Genomic DNA, 16,770 nt, shown 5'->3' on the forward strand with positions numbered 1-16,770 from the left:
TATTCCCATTCTGGGGAATATCCTGATTTCAATCCCTCTAGGGGGATTAAATCCCTGCCAAACTTTAAAATTATTAATTTACGAACAGGTCGAGGTAAAAATAACTGTGCCATTGGACTTTAATGAAATTCGCCAATTATTGGCAACTATTGCACAAACTGATATTGCAGAAGTAACGCTCAAAAGCGATGAGTTTGAATTATCAGTACGTAAAGCTGTAAGTGTGAGTAATCAGATTGTGGCTGTACCATCGGTTGCACCGATCGCACAGCCATCATTGCCAATTCCCGCTCCAGAAATGGGTAGCCATATTCCTGAGAATGGAGGAACTCATTCTGGGACAACAGCCGGGGCAGGTTCTCCACCTATTATTGACCAGAAATTTGTAGAAGTGCCTTCCCCAATGGTGGGGACATTTTACCGCGCTCCTGCCCCTGGGGAAGCTCCGTTTGTAGAAGTAGGCGATCGCGTCCGTAAAGGTCAACCTGTCTGCATTATCGAAGCGATGAAGCTGATGAATGAAATTGAGGCTGAGATTTCTGGGCAAGTCGTAGAAATTCTCATCCAAAATGGCGAACCTGTGGAATATAACCAACCTTTAATGAGAATTAACCCTGATTAAGTATTAATCTATATAACAAGTGTGTCATTATTCTTAATGAATAAATGATCATTGTTAACATTGTCAGTCCTGCGGGTTAATCCTGATGAAACAAACTTTGCCTGTACCGCCAGAAGTGGTGCAACAAGTAGCTGAATACTTCAGCCTCTTAAGTGAGCCGATGCGTCTGCGCCTGTTGCATTTATTGCGGGATGAAGAAAAATGTGTCCAAGAATTGGTAGATGCAACACAGACTTCACAGGCAAACGTGTCTAAACACCTGAAGATTATGTGGCAAGCTGGGATTCTGAGCCGCCGTAGCGAAGGGACTTGCGCTTACTACAGGGTGGAAGACGAGATGATTTTTGAATTATGTAATCGGGTTTGCGATCGCTTGGCCACAAGGCTGGAGCAGCAAGCCCGTAATTTTAGGGTGCTAAGTACTAAGAATTAGGGATTGGGGACTGGGGAAGGGAAGGGAGACAAGGGAGACAAGGGAGACAAGGGAGTTAAATCTGTCAACTGTTAACCCTGTGATTAAAGTGGATACTCTTGTTTGAAGGTTTCACGAGTCATGGGTTGTTCTATCTCTACACCTTCACCGCCTAACACTTCTAATGGTTTGCCGTTGACTTCAATGTACACTTTGGCATTGGGGTTTAATGTGGTGGCGGTATAAACTACTTGACCTACACGACCTACCATAGATGTGCTGCCACCACCACTGAGAAAGTCTTCAGATAAGTTAACGTGGATTTCATTGTTATTTTCGACTTTTAGCCCTAATAACTTAGTTCCTTGGGGAATGGTAGTGGCGTTTGTGCCTTCTGTGGGGCCTGCTAATAAACTTTGAAAAGCTTGCTCTAAAACTTGGTTGGGTTGGACTGCCGCTATTCTAATCGGCTGAGGAACTAATTCTACGCTTTTTTCTTTGGTTTTGAGCCAATAAACATTAGCTGTTTGCTCATTACCTGGCTGTGCATTGTATGGTTGTTGGACTCTTTGAGATGGTGGTGGTTGTGTAGGAGCATTGGTGTTGGCAGTTAACCAAGCTACACCGCCACCAACTGCTACAACTGCGGCGGAGACGGCTGCAATAACACCTGAAGATATACGTTTTGATCCTTGTTGGTCATTCATTTTTATAACCTTCCTGACTGGGGGCTGAAGTAGTTTGTTTGTGGAGAGCAGCCTGGTTAGGGACGATAGTTAAAACTAGAGAGTTTCCAAAAATGTCAATGATAGCTGTGTAAATTTAAATCTTGACTGTTGACTGTTGACAATGGCAAAGAGTGGTGATGGCATTTAGCTGTGTATTAGCTTATCCATTAACTTTGGCATTTAATTGGCTTAACTATTTGGATTCTAAACTCTTTTTTATGTTTCATTTTAGAATTTGTGCTTGTAGTCCGTCACCTGCCAAATTATGTAAATCTGTAAATATTATCTTTTCGTTAGATTTTTGGCTATTTTATTAGCCAGATGAGGAACGCAGAGGAGAAAATGATATTACAGCAGATTCGATGTTGATGAGGTACAGCACCTGATTGAACGAAGTAATGAGTAATGAGTAATGAGTAATGAGTAAGAAATTTACTTATTACTCACTAATTATTACTTATGGTGTACCTCACTTACTTCAAAAGTGCTGTAACTACTCTGCGTCCTCGATATTTAACTTTTAGTCTCTGTTGCTGTTTTTATCCATTGTTTGAGTGTAGTCACAACTTCCTCTATGGGAATTTCTTGAGAGTTACGAGTTGCTCTTTCTACAACTTCAACTTTACCGTTGCTGATGGCTCGTCCGGTCACAATTCGGTAAGGTATGCCGATTAAATCAGCATCTTTAAATTTTACTCCGGCGCGTTCATTGCGGTCATCTAGTAAGGTTTCTACTCCTGATTTATTCAGTTCAGTGTAAAGTTTTTCCGCAATTTCTACTTGTTGAGCATCATTAACGTTAGGAATTGTCACAATGGCGTGATAAGGTGCGATCGCTACTGGCCAAATAATGCCGTCTTTGTCATAAGATTGCTCTACGGCTGATTGTGCTAAACGCGATACACCGACACCGTAACAACCCATAACTAAAGGTTTTTCTTCACCCTGTTCATTAGTATAGGTTGCCCCCATTGCTTGGGAATATTTTGTCCCTAATTGGAAGATGTGACCGACTTCTATACCTCTGGCACTTTTTAAGATTTGTTGCGGATCATGAAGGGCGCGATCGCCTGGTCTAGCTTTACGCACATCTACTACACTTGTTGATAGTTGAAATTGCTCACCCCAATTTGCACCTACGACGTGATAGCCGCTTTCATTTGCACCTGTAATGAAGTTTTTCAACTCAACGGCAGTTTGATCAACTAACCGGATAAATTTTGGATGAATTTGCGTATTAGCAGCAATATAATCATCAGTAATATCGGGGGCAATATAACCTAAAGGTAAAGATTTTGCTGCCCAAGTTTGTTGAGTTTCGGCACTGGGAACAGTTAAATTTAGTATTGTTTTAGCACCGTAATTAGGAGCTAATTTTGTTAATTCGTTTTGTAGTTTTACTTCATTAACTTCCTGATCACCACGAATACTAACCAGTACCAAAACTGTTAAACCGTTATCATAAACTGTTTGGTAAAGAACATTTTTTACTACTTGAGTCGGTGAAGCCTTGAGGAATTTACAGACTGTTTCAATGGTGTCTGTTCCTGGTGTTTCCCGTTTTTCAAAAGTGGTAAATTGTGAAGGTTCAGCGTCAGCAGCTAAAGACACAGCTTTTTCGACGTTGGCGGCGTACTTACCATCATCAGTGTAGAGAACTTCATCTTCTCCGGCTTCCGCCAACACCATAAATTCTGTTGAACCAGAACCACCAATTGCACCAGAATCAGCTTCCACGGGACGGAAAGCTAAACCAGAACGCCGTAGCATATTGCTATAGGCTTGATACATATCTTGGTAAGTTTTTTTGAGGCTATCTTCATCAGCATGGAAAGAATAGCCATCCTTCATGATAAATTCCCGACCGCGCATTAAACCGAAGCGGGGGCGGATTTCATCACGGAACTTAGTTTGAATTTGGTAGAGATGCTGGGGTAGCTGACGGTAAGAGCGAATCATATCACGAGCGATCGCAGTAATCACTTCCTCGTGGGTCGGCCCTAATCCTAATTGTTGCTCACGGCGGTCAATTAGGGAAAACATAATCCCTTCAGCTTTAGTATATGTGTCCCAGCGTCCCGACTCTTGCCACAACTCAGCCGGTTGAATTTGGGGAAGTAAACATTCCTGTGCGCCTGTAGAGTTCATTTCTTCCCGCACAATTTGAGAAACCTTTTGCAGTACGCGCCACATCAAAGGTAGATAAGCATAAACACCGCTACCGATGCGACGAATGTAACCAGCACGTAATAATAATTTATGGCTAGGAATCTCCGCATCAGAAGGATCATCCCGCAGTGTGACGAATAACATTTGAGACAGTCGCATCGTTATTTTTTTAACTCCTAATTACAAAATCACTAATTTCTGTATCAACTCAAGTACGAAATACTAAGTATGAAGTATGAAGTATAAGGGTGTAGGGGTGTAGGGAGCAGGGAGCAGGGGGCAGGGGGCAGGGGAGACAAGGTAGACAAGGGGGACAAGGGAGGGGGAGTGTGGGGAGAGAGGGGAGAGAGGGGAGTGTGGGGGGAAAGATTTGTTTTCCACCATCCCACACCTCCCACACCTCCCACACCTCCCACACCTCCCACACCTCCCACACCCTGCGTCATGCCCAATGCCCCATGCCCAATGCCCCATGCCCCATTCCCCATTCCCAATATCATGATTTACCAAGCACAACCACCTTTAGAATTTATCCCTCCGGCGTATAGTCCTTTGGTACTGCGATGTGTTCACCTGTTGCTACCGACGTGGATACGCACCCAAACTTCTATTAACCAAATTGAAGCAGAGAATGTAGAGGTTTTAGCAAATCTCTATCGCCAGTTTCAAGAGGGGAAAATCCGTTTTTTGTTAGCATTTCGCCATCCTAAAACTGAAGATCCTTGGGGTTTGCTGTATTTGTTGTCTCGACTTGTACCGCAGGTAGCACGAGAGGAAAATATAACATTAAAATCTCCTATTCATGCTCATTTTATCTACGATCGCGGTATTCCTCTATGGGCGGGTGATTATGTGGGTTGGTTGGCATCAAAATTGGGTGGAACTCCAATACAACGGGGTAAGGCTGACTGGACTGGGTTACGTTCGGCGCGGGATTTGTTCGCCAATGGACTGTTTCCCATGATGGCTGCACCGGAAGGCGCGACTAATGGACTGTCTGAAATCATCAGTCCCATAGAACCGGGAATTGCTCAAATGGGTTTTTGGTGTGCTGAGGATTTGCAAAAGGCTGGACGCACCGAGCAAGTTTTAATTGTACCAGTCGGGATTAAATATAGTTATGTTAATGCTCCCTGGGGTGCGATCGCGCAACTTTTAGATGAGTTAGCAGTTGCTAGTGGTTTACCTGTAGATACAAGCGCAGACAGTCAAATTCCTGATTTAGAGTCACTTTATCCCCGGTTGTTGATGTTGGCGGAACATCTGCTGTCTTTAATGGAACAGTTTTATACACGCTTTTATCATCTGAAATTGTCTGCTGTGCCGGAGGATGTGACAGACCGCAATCAAGCGTTAGCATTAAGATTACAAGCTTTATTAAACGCAGCCTTAGAGATAGCCGAGCAGTATTTTAATATACAACCAAAGGGAGTATTGAGCGATCGCTGTCGGCGAGTAGAACAAGCTGGCTGGAATTATATATTTAGGGAAGATTATAAAGATATTAAAGCATTATCGACTGTAGAGAGAGCATTAGGCGATCGCGTAGCGGAAGAAGCCAATGCGAGAATGTGGCACATGAGATTAGTAGAAAGTTTTGTGGCTGTTTCTGGTAACTACATCCGCGAGAAACCCACAGTCGAAAGATTTGCGGAAACGGTTTTGATTTTATCGAAAATGATGGCTCAAATTAAAGGCGAGAAATACCAACTTCCAACCTTGGGTAAGCAACGGGTGAAATTAACGATTGGTGAACCAATTTCTATATCGGAACGTTATCCAGTTTATAAAGAAAATCGTTTAGGTGCGAGACAGGCTGTTACTGATTTGACGAATGATTTACAACAAGCAATGGAAAATTTACTTTGATGAAAGTTTGTACTCAAATCAATTCGCAATTACAATTCAGTGGGGGCTTGTAGCCTACCCACCACTGATTTTTGGCGTAGCCTTCCTCTAGGGTAGACGGCTCTCATTGGAAATTTAGCTTGAACAATTACCAATTATTTGCTCAATATCTCTTAAGCATCGCCCACACAAAATTAGCTCCCCAACCTTGAACTCTCCCCATTTTAATCCACAGCAGAGTCATGTGTTCTAGATGCAAGCTCATGGAAAGATTGCCCACATCAATAGCCTCCCAACCCAGTTGTTGGCAGAGATTAGAAACTACTTCCTTAGCAGTGGTGTCATTCCCTGCAATTAACATGGCAGGCTTGAGGTTGCCATAACCAGGATAAGTATTGTTTTCAAAATTTTCAAACCCATAAATTGTAAATGCTTTGACTACTTTGGCATGAGGTACAAAACTTTGAACAAGTTCACTACCGGATTGTTCACTGTTGAGTCCGTGAGTAAGATTTGCTCCCACAGGATTAGTACAATCAACCAGAATTTTTCCCGATAAATCGCCAACTTCAGCTAAAGCTGCTTGATTGGCGTGAAATGGAGTAGCTAAAAAAATTACCTCGGCTTGGGCGATCGCATCTTGCCCTGATGCCACTTGTAATGCTGGATATTTGGCTAAAGCTGTTTTGACACTATCTGAATGAGGATCGCGTGCAGCAATAGTTACCGTATGATTTAATACCACTAATTGACCAGCTAATGCAGAACCGACTTGTCCAATACCGATAAATGCAATCTTCATAATGAGACTCCTGTAATACCCAACGCATCATTTCCATCACTGTCCTAATTAAGACCAGAGTGATAATTTCATCGTGGATCGGGGATAATATATTTGTCCAATGGATAATTTGTATGAGTGATATTCACCATATCAATTTAGCGGGGATAGATTTAAATCTGCTGGTAGTTTTTGATGCCCTTATGACTGAGCAGAGTGTCACTCGTGCAGGTTTAAGATTAGGGTTAAGCCAACCAGCAACCAGTAATGCCCTAGCTCGATTACGCAATTTGATGGAGGATGAATTATTTGTCAGAAAGACTACAGGATTGTCCCCCACACCCAAAGCCATAGCTCTGGCACAACAATTACATCCCGCCTTGCAACAAATTCAATCAGCTCTATTGGAAGAACCAAACTTTGATCCAGCAACGAGCGATCGCGTTTTTGTGATTGGAATGTCAGACTATGTAGAATTTATATTGCTGCCAAAATTACTGCAAACTGTACAATTAAAGCTAATAGCACCTAAGATCAGCTGGCAAATTAGATCAGGCGATCGTCAAAAATTACTCTCTTTACTGGATAAGGGCGAAATTGACTTAGTATGTGGCCTGTTTCCAGAAAAAAGTTCATTGCACAAAGAACAGTTTTTATTTCATGAGGTTTATAGTTGTGTGTGCCGTCAGGCACATCCCAACATTGGAAGTGACTTTTCCCTAGAAGACTATCTAGCAGAGTCTCATTTACTGGTTTCGATTCAAGAAGATCGAGTAGGGCGTGTTGATACATTACTGGCACAAAAAAATCTTCAACGACACATTGCTCTTTCGATACCGCATTTTCTCATCGCACCGTTTATTCTTACTCAAACTAATTTAATCGCTACTCTACCCCAGCGAGTTGCCCTAACATTTGCCCAGAGTCAATCGTTGAAACTATTGCCAGTACCTTTACCACTGGAAGGGTTTTCTGTGTTTATGCGCTGGCATCACAGCACAGACAATCTACCTACTTATGAATGGCTACGAGCATTAATGATAGAAGTAAGCAGTTTGATTTAATGTGAGTCTATATTTTCAGTAACTATAAATAGATTAATTTCTAAGATTTAGATGCGAGTGCTGACAAATTTATTAAACCATAATCCCAATTATAGGGAATACGCTCTAAAATACCAGAACCAAATACTTTATCTAACTCTAAATAATCCAGGTGAACATAACCTATATGACAATGGCAGGTTTGATTAATGCAAGTACGTTCAAATAAACAAGCTTCCCAGTCATGATGATAAATATTGCCAATGGGTGATTTGATAAAATGGCAGCGTCTAATTGTCCCATTACCATCAACAGAAATTAATGATTCACCAGCACGGCAAGTTTTACCTAAGCTGGGATAATGTTGAGTATTCAATTCATAAAATGGGTCGATAGATAGAAAAAATTTTCTATCTTCTTGTGATAAATTTGAGAGTTCTTTTTTTACGGCATTAATCCATAAGTAAATGTGGTTTGGTAAGTTTTGACGTAGGTAAGTAATTTGTGTTTTAAATTGAGGAAAGCCAACAACTCCAGCACTAAAATTAATGCCACGCTGGTTTAATTCTAAACATTGCGACAGGAATTTTTGACAAGTTACCCATTCTGGATGAAATGTTGCCCACAATGCTAATTTTTCTTTGTTGCAATCTTCTATCCATTCTAATTTACAGGAAAGATTGGTTTGAATGGCGGCTTTATTTACATGAGGCATTTGGGTTAATTCAACTAATGCCTGCTGATACCATTGATGAATTAATGCTTCTCCCCAAGGGGTAAATAATATAGAAAATTCATGGTGTGAGTTTTCAGCAATCCAATTAGTAAATTTTTCTATTTCTTGTTTGTCGGTTGCTAAGTCTGCGGCTGATTGTTGTTTTTTGGCGAAAGGGCAATATTCACAACCGTAGTTGCAACTGATTAATGAACCGCGATAGAGAATTTTTAGGTGCATGGGTGGATTTAGATATGGTAATTTATGCACATAGAGAGTTTATTTGAGGTTGTAAGTTTGCATGAGTTGATTGACTTGTTCTGAGAATAGCCAAGCACCAATGATGTCTGAAAGTTCTATACCTTTTGGAGTTAAATTTAATGTTTTTTGTGTTGGTGTTGCTAGTTCTAAGTCTATGAGTTGTGTTAATTCGGGGAAGTCAGTATATATATTGCTTTGAAATATTTGGTGATAGTTGGTGAGATTTACACCTTCATGAGATAATAGAGATAGTAAAATGTAGCGGCGGCGTTGTTCTTCAATATTTAGTTGAAAGCCATAGGTGGCGTAGTCAAAGTTTTCGTCGGGTGTTTGGATATAGCCTTGTAAAATATGGCGGATTTCTTTTGAATCTACAGCGTATTCATTAGAGTAATGCAATGTGTCTGTATAAGAGCGTGCGCCGCATCCTATTCCTAACATACCGTCCGACTGACAGCAGTAGATGGGAGCAGAGGGAGATAAGGAAGAAACCCGTTGGAACATTCGCATGGAAACTTGAGTGTAGCCTTGTGAGAGGAGGAGCGATCGCCCTTCGCGGTAACATGATATACGTATATCATCCCATTCTTTGTCTGAGCATCCTAAACCTGTGAGGGGACGGACATATAAGGGATAAAGATAAATTTCTTCTGGTTGAAATTGCAAGGCAGCTTGTATTGATTGCAACCACGTTTTTACTGTTTGCCCGGGTAAACCGTAAATTAGATCAATGTTAATTGTGGGAAACCCAACTTGGCGCATTCTTGTTAATGCGGCTTCGACTTGGAGGGTAGTTTGACGGCGTTGGGTGGCTAATACTTCTGATTCTATGAAACTTTGTACGCCAATACTAGCGCGATCAACACCGCGATCGCGCAATAGTTGTAATTTATCTTTATCGGCTGTCTCTGGTGACATCTCCACGGAAACGGGAATTTGCTGTAAGTTAGCACCCATTGTTTCCTCAGCTATATTAAGTATCGTTTCTAGGTGATGTATGGGTAACAGGGTTGGTGTACCTCCACCTAGTGCAAATCTGACAAATGATGCTTTTCCTAGTGCGGGTTTGACTCGTTGTGCTTGTCGTTGAATGGTGCGGATGTATTGGGTAATAAAGTCTTCGTTATGGGTGACAGTAGTGAATAGGTTACAAAATCCGCAACGCATTTCACAAAATGGAATGTGAATGTAGAGAAATAATGCTTGTTTATCTTGTTTTGTCCACAGTTGGCTGAGGTTGATAGGTGGGTTGAGGGTTCTATAGGCGGTTTTATGAGGGTAGGAGTAAACATAGGTTTGATAGGGAGATGCTTTTAGAAGTTGATTGAGGGTTGTAAGCATTTTTGAAATGGTTAACTTTCTTAATTACGAATTACAAATTACAAATTACGAATTATTATCAGTTGGAAATGATGAATTGTGCATAGGGAACTGTCCATACTTTAGGGTGGCTGAGGCGATGGCCTGTGTAGCCATTTTCGCCGTAGGTTGTACCATGATCTGAGGAGAGAATGCAAAAGGTGGGAGCGCGTTTTTTGAGTGCTTCCCAAAGTTTGTTGAGGTGTTTGTCTACATATTCTAAGGCGGCAGCGTGGGAGGTTATGCTGTCGGTTGTCGCACCTGGGAGATAAAAGTAGTTTGGTTGATGCAGTGCGGAAATATTAATGAATAAAAATAAGCGTTGGTTTTGGGGTGTTTCTGTAATAATTTTTGTGGCTAATTTTATCTGATTTTCCGTAGAGTTGGGATCTGTAACACCTAGTTCTTTACTCCAGTGACTTTCCACAAATAAAGAAGGCAAAACATTTCCCAAGGGATTAAGTTTGTTAAAGAAGCCAACACCACCAATACAAATTGTATGGTAGCCTTTAGCAGCTAATCCACTCACAATATTAGAACCTTCTAATACACAAGTTTCCTCAGTTGTGGTTGTACTACCTTCAAACCCTAAAGCAAATAATCTAGGATGTATTCCAGGGTTAATTGGTGTAGGTAAAAAACCAGCGAAAAAAGCATGATGTGCAGCGTAAGTAAAATTTCCCGGCGAATGGCGTTCTTCCCAGCCTGTTTGCGGTAACACTGCGGCTAAGTTGGGGGTGTGTCCTTGTGCTAATAATTCAACTGCAACATCATAACGGAGGGTATCAAATGTGATAAATAATATGTCGTGTGTTCCGACGATTTGATTCATGTCAAGCATTGGTTTAGCCTTCCCTTCAATGCTGCTTGCAATTCACTTGTATATGTGTCTAAACCTTTCCAGAAAACTCCCGGCAATAAATCACCAAAAGCATTAATTTCTAAAATGACATGACGGCGAAAGTCGGGTAAAATTAATAAGTCAATTCCGCAATATAAGCTATTAGGAAATAACCCTGCTGCTGCTTCACAGGTTTGTTTCATTTTCTGCCAATTTTCATGTCCAATTTTAGCTAGAAATTCTGCTGTATCTCCCCGTTGATTACCTAGGTGTAGATTAGTCATGGGACTTTTGCCTAATCTGACTACTATATGCTGTGCTTCTCCATTAATAACAACCACGCGCACATCAAAAGAATGTCCTTGAAGTTGTGCTTTGGGAAGCCATTGTTCTACTTGCACGCCTTCAGCAGTTAATATATTAATAATGTCGGTAATTTCTTCGTGGTTGGTATAGTGGCGAATTTTCCGGGAGTTGTACAGTAGAGTTTTTCCATTTTGGCGGACTCGTTCTACAGTGGTGATAGCAGATTCTTTGTGGGAATTAGCACGGTAGGCTATGACTCCAGAGGCAGCAGAACCGTGAGATAATTTGATAAACAGGCGATCGCATTCCTGAATTTGCATCTGTTCTCGTAAATGCTCATAGTTATGAATTACACCCAAAGAACGCGGAATTGGGATATCATGCTGAGAAAGGCGATCGCTACACAATGGTTTATCAAACATCACACTAATATCATGGGGATGATTCATCACTGGCGATAACAGTTCTTTTCCCCATTGATTGAGTAAATAACGCCAACCTAAATACCACTGTCGCGGGTAAAGAATCCGTCCTTTATCAAATACTAAATCAGCCGCACTTTTAGCACTAATACGCTGTTGCTTTCCTGCATCTGGAACTTCCGCACCAATAGCAATTATCGCTTTATCTACCTCAAAATTTTTCTCTGGCGACTCCAACCGCATCATAGTATGAGGCACGTTAAATTGTGCCAATGTTTCTCTACCTGCAATCAAATCTGTATAGGAAACAACAGTGGCAAATGGTAAATCAAAATGTGCTAGTGCTGCTTGCATAAAGCCAACCCGACGATTTTCAGGATTGGCGATGATGACAAAGTTGAACATTAAATCATCAGCATTTGTAGACAAGACAAGGTAGACAAGGTAGATAAAGAATAATAATCGTTTAATACCCGTAGGGAATTACGAATTACGAATTACGAATTACGAATTACGAATTACGAATTACGAATTACGAATTACGAATTATTCTGCAACCGCACAATAACGCTCGTCTTCGTCGTATTCGTCCTGTCTTTGTCCATTAATCATGATTTGAACGTGAAAATTATCTTGTTGTTCTTCTACAAAGTTAACAATTTCTTCTGATAGGTAATTTTCCGAGAGATTGAGAATATCTAATTGCTGCACTACAGGATTTTTCAACAGCAATTCTGCACCGGCATCGCTGAGAGTTCCCATTGATAAATCAATAATTCTGATGGTATTAAGTAGGGGAGAACTTACTAATGCTTCTGCAATATCATCAGAATATTCGCTATTCCGCAATCCTAAATAAAATAAGTTAGGAAATTTCTGTTCTACTAATATAGGATTTAAGTCAGCAATGGAGGAATCGCCACCATAATAATCTGAACCTAGCCATAATTCTAAATGCTGCAATTTTGGTAAGTTCAAGGCACAAATTTGGTTAACTGTGACACTACTTAAACCACCAGTTTCAATAATCAATGCTTTTAAATGCTCATGTCCAACGAAGGGACTAAAAACTAAACCCTCACCGCCTCGAACTTGCAATATTTGCAAATTAGGGTAAGCTTCTAAGATGGGGCTAATATCACTCTGGACAATCCAGGAAATTTCACTTTCTTCGTAGTGGATATCTCCAATAAATAATGCTTGCAAATTTATCAACTGTTCTTTAGCAGACACTAAAGCTGTAATTAGATCCTGGGAACTAGTGTAAGTCATATCCCCATTCCAAACACCAAATACTAAAGCTTCCAGGTTACTAGCTTGCTCATCTTCTAGTAGTTTTGCTAGTTTATCTACAGCGTTTTCTTCATCATCATATTCACATCTGATGGCATAAGCTGTATTTACAGGGTCACTAATTACCGTCTCTGGAGTGAATTGTACGACTTTTCGGTTAGCGAAGGTGGTAGTATGTTCACCACGATAACCTGGATATTTCTGCAATCTTTCTTGAAGTTGCCACTGATTGTCTGTCATGATGCCTTTATCCCTGGATAGGTAATAAGTTTCACCATAAATCTATGTGAATATGCTAACTTTTGCCAATATCTTGAGCATTAATTTAATAGTACATTTGTTTTATTGTGTTGTCTAGTCGTGGAGAAAAGAATATTAGGGTTGGTTTAGGTTATTGTAGTAGCGATCGCAGGAAAACCAACTGATTCTCCATATCCTCGGCTTCCATACTTGCTACTAACTTCAGTAAACCTCGCAATTGCTCTCCGATAGAATAACTTTGCTTGGCAGCAACTACAATACCTGAATGCTTTTTTTGCTGTTCAATATAAAGATTATGCAATCGACAAAAATCACCAACATTGAAAGTATAAATAATGTAGCTCTGTTGCCTTGCCCAAATTATTTGACTTTCATCTGTTGATGAAATTCTATTTGCTTCAACGGTTGTAATTACATCTACTCCAGCATTACGTAAACCATTAGCTAATGATTTCTTTCCTGCATCTTCATCTAAATAAAAGCGAATTTGGCTCACGCAAAATTACCTGACATCCACTTCGTTTCAAGAGCTTCACATTCTGCTTGATAAGCGGCAATTTCTCTATCCATTGTCTGTTGATTAGCATAGTAATATGCAAGAGCTGCATGGACTTGCGCTAGAGATAACTGTGGATATTCTCTGACTATATCTTGAGGAGATAAGCCCTTTTGGGAATCCATGACAATATTTTGAACTGTCATGCGTGTCCCAGCAATGCAAGGACGACCTCCACAAACTTCAGGTATCCTGATAATCAAAGTGCCAATATCAACTATTGCTACCATGTTTTTCTCTTGCTATCGGCGATCGCTTGTCTATTTTCCTATCGTATATGATCTTGGCAGCGCAAAGAAAAAGCGATCGCTTGATGGGGGAGCGATCGCTTAATATTATTCAGTATCTAGAGGTTGATTTATTTGATAATTCCTGAAACTGCCATCACTTCAGGTTCTGTGATTTTGGGGGAAAGAAATCCCTTTGCATATATTCCGGGATTAGTTTGGGCAATTTCAGTATAAGATTGCCGTACTTGAGTATTAACAGCTACCGTTTTTACATCATACATTTGAGTAGCTAACTTCGGATAAACACCCACACCAATAATCAATACCAAGAAACTAGCCGCAATAAACAGTTCCCTGGGGGTAGCATCTCTATATACTGCTTGGCTAGGTAGTAAACAGTCTGTCCCAAAACAAACTGTACCTTCATCTTCCTGGTTTTCGTAAGCTGAATTATTAATATTGCAAGATAATTCCGCGCCAGTGCCGTAAAATACCTGTCTCAACATTGATAGCAGATAAATCGGTGTGAGGATAACTCCCACGGCGGCGAGGAATACCATCACAGTACAGAAACTAGAACTGTAAATGTCGCTAGTGGTAACACCCACAAATACTTGCAGTTCACTGACAAAGCCACTCATCCCAGGCAGTGCTAAGGAAGCCATTGTACCGGCGGTAAATAAAGCAAACACTTTCGGCATGATTTGACCAATACCGCCTAAACTGTCCATTGCCATTGTGTGGGTGCGGTCGTAAGTAACACCAGCCAAGAAGAACAACACCGCAGCAATTAAACCGTGAGACAGCATTTGCAACATAGCACCACTCACACCCACATCGGTGAAAGAAGCGATACCCAACAGCACAAACCCCATGTGAGACACAGAGGAGTAAGCTAGGCGGCGTTTCATGTGGGTTTGGGCGAAGGAATTTAACGCACCGTAAATAATATTGATGACACCTAAAGTTGCTAAAACTGGAGCAAAGTAAATATGGGCATCAGAAAGTAATTCTAAATTCAGGCGAATTAATCCATATCCGCCCATTTTTAACAACACGCCTGCCAAAATCATCGATACGGGGGCAGAAGCTTCACCGTGGGCATCAGGCAACCAGGTATGTAAGGGGAAAATCGCCAACTTCACGCCAAACGCAATGAGCAAGCCGGCATAGAGTAATAATTCTAAAGCGAGGGGGTAATTTTTTGCACCCAGTTCCACAATATCAAAGGTGGTATTGTCGCCATAGAGAGCCATTGCTAGCCCAGCTACGAGGATAAAAATGGAAGCGGCTGCGGTGTAAAGCAAGAATTTTGTAGCAGCATAACGGCGTTTTTGACCGCCCCAAATAGATACCAGGAGATAGACAGGAACTAGTTCTAGTTCCCACATAATAAAGAACAATAGTAAATCTTGGGCAACAAATACGCCGATTTGTGCTGAATACAGCACCAGCATTAAAAAGTAGAACAGGCGAGGCTTAAGGTTAACTTGCCAAGCTGCCAACATCGACAGCGTTGTAACAAATCCTGCCAGCAGTACAAGAGGCATGGAGATGCCATCAACGGAAACAGCCCAGCTAAAGCCCAACTGAGGTACCCAGGCGTATTTCTCCGCGAGTTGAAAAGTCGCACTGCTAGCATCGTAATGCTGCCAAAAGGTGTAGCACATCAAAACAAAATCCGCGATACCTACACCCAGGGCATACCATCGCACCAGCTTGCCATCTTTGTCGGGCAGCAGGGGAATGGCAAAGGAAGCAACGAGTGGCAGTAGAATAATCGCGGTTAGCCAAGGAAATCCATCAGCTATCATGGCAGTGAGCAAAAATACTTAATGTGTGAATAACACCATTGTATTAAACTTTGTAAACTTATCCAAATAAATCTTCATAGCATTTATCGCACTTGAGTATAGATACAACCTTATCGGTCAGATGATAGCTGTTAACGGGTGACAGTTGACAGTTGGCACAACTGAAAGCCTTTCAATGTCAGGGTTGTAGTAAGCTTAATGTCCTCATCTATCTGGCTTGGACTATAACTGATAACTAATCAGCTTCAATTTGCATCTATCTTAAGTAGTAAATTTAGGAGTATGATTTCTGTCTCCAGGTTTATGAATTATCTGTGAGGAGTCCTTATAGTTAAGTTCGTAGGAGGTAATACACCTCGTCATGTAAGTGAGGGCAACAATCATGTTTATGGGTTTATCAATAAATTTTTCTTATATCTATTTACCAACAATCTGCAAGTGCTGTGCAGAATAACTCCATCATTGCAGTAGACTCGTAAATGTGGGGAATCTATCAGCCATTATCAGAGTCTGAAGATTACACACTGATTTTTCTGTTAACTGTTAACAGTCAACAGTCAACTACCTTCAATAATGATCGTGTAACTTCAAGCTGTAATAGCAGAAATGTTGCTGAATTTTGGATATTTGCTATAAGTTGGTTGTTCAGATATGAGCAATCTTATCTTGAGAAAAGAAGCAAATATTGTTTGAATTGATATTAGGTTAATAAGACTACAAACCTGACCAAGAGTTTTAGTCTTGGGAAATGGACAGAATTTATTACGCCAGATGATCAATTGTCTGGCAGGATATTGGATAGATTTAATCGGGTTATATTACTAAATTACTAGATTTTTATTCTCTGTTTAAGTAGAACAGGGTAAATAATTAAAGGTTTGTAGTGAGAACTTTAGTTCTCAAATCAGGACTAAAGTCCTTACTACGAACTCAATTTTAGTCTTTTTACATTATTTAACATAGTTGGTTTTTTCAACTCGTTCTACTTAGACAAAAGACAAAAGACTCGTGTTTGATTTTTCAAATACAGAGAGGATGTGTTAGCACCGAGAGTACAAAACCTTCTATCAAAGCTTTTGGTGCGTTACGGCTTACGCCTAACACAACGG

Annotated in this window: 16 protein-coding genes; 5 read left to right on the forward strand and 11 right to left on the reverse strand. The window is 40.8% G+C overall.

All coding sequences use genetic code 11. The features are described from left to right. The first annotated feature begins 106 nt into the window (after positions 1-106). Together accB and ACPZ3T_RS15380 are read left to right on the forward strand one after the other, a co-directional pair. Positions 107-622 (forward strand): acetyl-CoA carboxylase biotin carboxyl carrier protein, encoded by a 516-nt coding sequence (accB, locus tag ACPZ3T_RS15375; protein ID WP_490270357.1) that lies wholly within the window; start codon positions 107-109, stop codon positions 620-622. An 85-nt stretch (positions 623-707) separates the two neighbouring features. Next, entirely contained in the window at positions 708-1,055 is a 348-nt protein-coding gene (locus ACPZ3T_RS15380) for an ArsR/SmtB family transcription factor (protein WP_490270358.1), read from the forward strand. A gap of 83 nt (positions 1,056-1,138) precedes the next feature. Here the strand turns inward: ACPZ3T_RS15380 and ACPZ3T_RS15385 are convergent, their stop codons facing one another. Beyond that, positions 1,139-1,741, reverse strand: a complete 603-nt coding sequence (locus ACPZ3T_RS15385; protein ID WP_490270359.1) for a GerMN domain-containing protein — start codon at positions 1,739-1,741, stop codon at positions 1,139-1,141. Between the two features lie 534 nt (positions 1,742-2,275). After that, positions 2,276-4,090: a proline--tRNA ligase gene (locus ACPZ3T_RS15390; protein ID WP_490270360.1), complete on the reverse strand. Its 1,815-nt coding sequence runs from the start codon at positions 4,088-4,090 to the stop codon at positions 2,276-2,278. A gap of 339 nt (positions 4,091-4,429) precedes the next feature. On the opposite strand from ACPZ3T_RS15390, the gene ACPZ3T_RS15395 reads away from it, so the two are divergent. Next, positions 4,430-5,800, forward strand: coding sequence for a 1-acyl-sn-glycerol-3-phosphate acyltransferase (locus ACPZ3T_RS15395; RefSeq protein ID WP_490277232.1), 1,371 nt, complete (start codon positions 4,430-4,432; stop codon positions 5,798-5,800). Between the two features lie 142 nt (positions 5,801-5,942). Here the strand turns inward: ACPZ3T_RS15395 and ACPZ3T_RS15400 are convergent, their stop codons facing one another. After that, positions 5,943-6,581, reverse strand: coding sequence for an NADPH-dependent F420 reductase (locus tag ACPZ3T_RS15400; protein WP_490270361.1), 639 nt, complete (start codon positions 6,579-6,581; stop codon positions 5,943-5,945). 113 nt (positions 6,582-6,694) lie between these two features. Between ACPZ3T_RS15400 and ACPZ3T_RS15405 the strand changes: the two genes are divergently transcribed. Further along, on the forward strand, positions 6,695-7,624 hold the full coding sequence (locus tag ACPZ3T_RS15405) for a LysR family transcriptional regulator (protein ID WP_490270362.1): 930 nt from the start codon (positions 6,695-6,697) through the stop codon (positions 7,622-7,624). Positions 7,625-7,664: 40 nt separating this feature from the next. Here the strand turns inward: ACPZ3T_RS15405 and ACPZ3T_RS15410 are convergent, their stop codons facing one another. The 7 genes from ACPZ3T_RS15410 to ACPZ3T_RS15440 all read right to left on the reverse strand — a co-directional run bounded on the left by ACPZ3T_RS15410 (position 7,665) and on the right by ACPZ3T_RS15440 (position 13,847). Beyond that, positions 7,665-8,558: an STM4011 family radical SAM protein gene (locus ACPZ3T_RS15410; RefSeq protein WP_490270363.1), complete on the reverse strand. Its 894-nt coding sequence runs from the start codon at positions 8,556-8,558 to the stop codon at positions 7,665-7,667. A gap of 39 nt (positions 8,559-8,597) precedes the next feature. Further along, positions 8,598-9,920 (reverse strand): STM4012 family radical SAM protein, encoded by a 1,323-nt coding sequence (locus ACPZ3T_RS15415; protein WP_490270364.1) that lies wholly within the window; start codon positions 9,918-9,920, stop codon positions 8,598-8,600. A 58-nt stretch (positions 9,921-9,978) separates the two neighbouring features. Further along, complete coding sequence (locus ACPZ3T_RS15420) at positions 9,979-10,770, reverse strand: STM4013/SEN3800 family hydrolase (RefSeq protein ID WP_490270365.1); 792 nt, start codon at positions 10,768-10,770, stop codon at positions 9,979-9,981. After that, positions 10,767-11,936 carry an STM4014 family protein gene (locus tag ACPZ3T_RS15425; protein WP_490270366.1) on the reverse strand — a complete coding sequence of 390 codons (1,170 nt, stop codon included), beginning with the start codon at positions 11,934-11,936 and terminating at the stop codon, positions 10,767-10,769. Before ACPZ3T_RS15425 ends, ACPZ3T_RS15420 begins: the two co-directional genes overlap by 4 nt. Positions 11,937-12,053: 117 nt before the next feature. Further along, positions 12,054-13,040 carry an STM4015 family protein gene (locus ACPZ3T_RS15430; RefSeq protein ID WP_490270367.1) on the reverse strand — a complete coding sequence of 329 codons (987 nt, stop codon included), beginning with the start codon at positions 13,038-13,040 and terminating at the stop codon, positions 12,054-12,056. A gap of 151 nt (positions 13,041-13,191) precedes the next feature. Next, positions 13,192-13,557, reverse strand: a complete 366-nt coding sequence (locus ACPZ3T_RS15435; protein WP_490270368.1) for a DUF5615 family PIN-like protein — start codon at positions 13,555-13,557, stop codon at positions 13,192-13,194. After that, positions 13,554-13,847: a DUF433 domain-containing protein gene (locus ACPZ3T_RS15440; RefSeq protein WP_490270369.1), complete on the reverse strand. Its 294-nt coding sequence runs from the start codon at positions 13,845-13,847 to the stop codon at positions 13,554-13,556. Before ACPZ3T_RS15440 ends, ACPZ3T_RS15435 begins: the two co-directional genes overlap by 4 nt. Between ACPZ3T_RS15440 and ACPZ3T_RS15445 the strand changes: the two genes are divergently transcribed. Further along, on the forward strand, positions 13,838-13,993 hold the full coding sequence (locus ACPZ3T_RS15445) for a hypothetical protein (RefSeq protein WP_490270370.1): 156 nt from the start codon (positions 13,838-13,840) through the stop codon (positions 13,991-13,993). The genes ACPZ3T_RS15440 and ACPZ3T_RS15445 overlap by 10 nt on opposite strands. On the opposite strand, the gene ACPZ3T_RS15450 is transcribed toward ACPZ3T_RS15445, so the two are convergent. Continuing rightward, entirely contained in the window at positions 13,976-15,661 is a 1,686-nt protein-coding gene (locus ACPZ3T_RS15450) for an NAD(P)H-quinone oxidoreductase subunit 4 (protein WP_490277233.1), read from the reverse strand. The two genes, ACPZ3T_RS15445 and ACPZ3T_RS15450, sit on opposite strands and share 18 nt — an antisense overlap. Between the last annotated feature and the right edge of the window lie 1,109 nt (positions 15,662-16,770).

The sequence above is a fragment of the Aliinostoc maniaoense genome (assembly GCF_058172895.1).

Bases quoted from the DNA above. Each gene is read 5' to 3' on its own strand.
- ACPZ3T_RS15380 (WP_490270358.1), top strand. From the start codon at position 708: ATGAAACAAACTTTGCCTGTACCGCCAGAAGTGGTGCAACAAGTAGCT.
- ACPZ3T_RS15385 (WP_490270359.1), bottom strand. From the start codon at position 1,741: ATGAATGACCAACAAGGATCAAAACGTATATCTTCAGGTGTTATTGCA.
- ACPZ3T_RS15390 (WP_490270360.1), bottom strand. From the start codon at position 4,090: ATGCGACTGTCTCAAATGTTATTCGTCACACTGCGGGATGATCCTTCT.
- ACPZ3T_RS15395 (WP_490277232.1), top strand. From the start codon at position 4,430: ATGATTTACCAAGCACAACCACCTTTAGAATTTATCCCTCCGGCGTAT.
- ACPZ3T_RS15400 (WP_490270361.1), bottom strand. From the start codon at position 6,581: ATGAAGATTGCATTTATCGGTATTGGACAAGTCGGTTCTGCATTAGCT.
- ACPZ3T_RS15405 (WP_490270362.1), top strand. From the start codon at position 6,695: ATGAGTGATATTCACCATATCAATTTAGCGGGGATAGATTTAAATCTG.
- ACPZ3T_RS15410 (WP_490270363.1), bottom strand. From the start codon at position 8,558: ATGCACCTAAAAATTCTCTATCGCGGTTCATTAATCAGTTGCAACTAC.
- ACPZ3T_RS15415 (WP_490270364.1), bottom strand. From the start codon at position 9,920: ATGCTTACAACCCTCAATCAACTTCTAAAAGCATCTCCCTATCAAACC.
- ACPZ3T_RS15420 (WP_490270365.1), bottom strand. From the start codon at position 10,770: ATGAATCAAATCGTCGGAACACACGACATATTATTTATCACATTTGAT.
- ACPZ3T_RS15430 (WP_490270367.1), bottom strand. From the start codon at position 13,040: ATGACAGACAATCAGTGGCAACTTCAAGAAAGATTGCAGAAATATCCA.
- ACPZ3T_RS15440 (WP_490270369.1), bottom strand. From the start codon at position 13,847: ATGGTAGCAATAGTTGATATTGGCACTTTGATTATCAGGATACCTGAA.
- ACPZ3T_RS15450 (WP_490277233.1), bottom strand. From the start codon at position 15,661: ATGATAGCTGATGGATTTCCTTGGCTAACCGCGATTATTCTACTGCCA.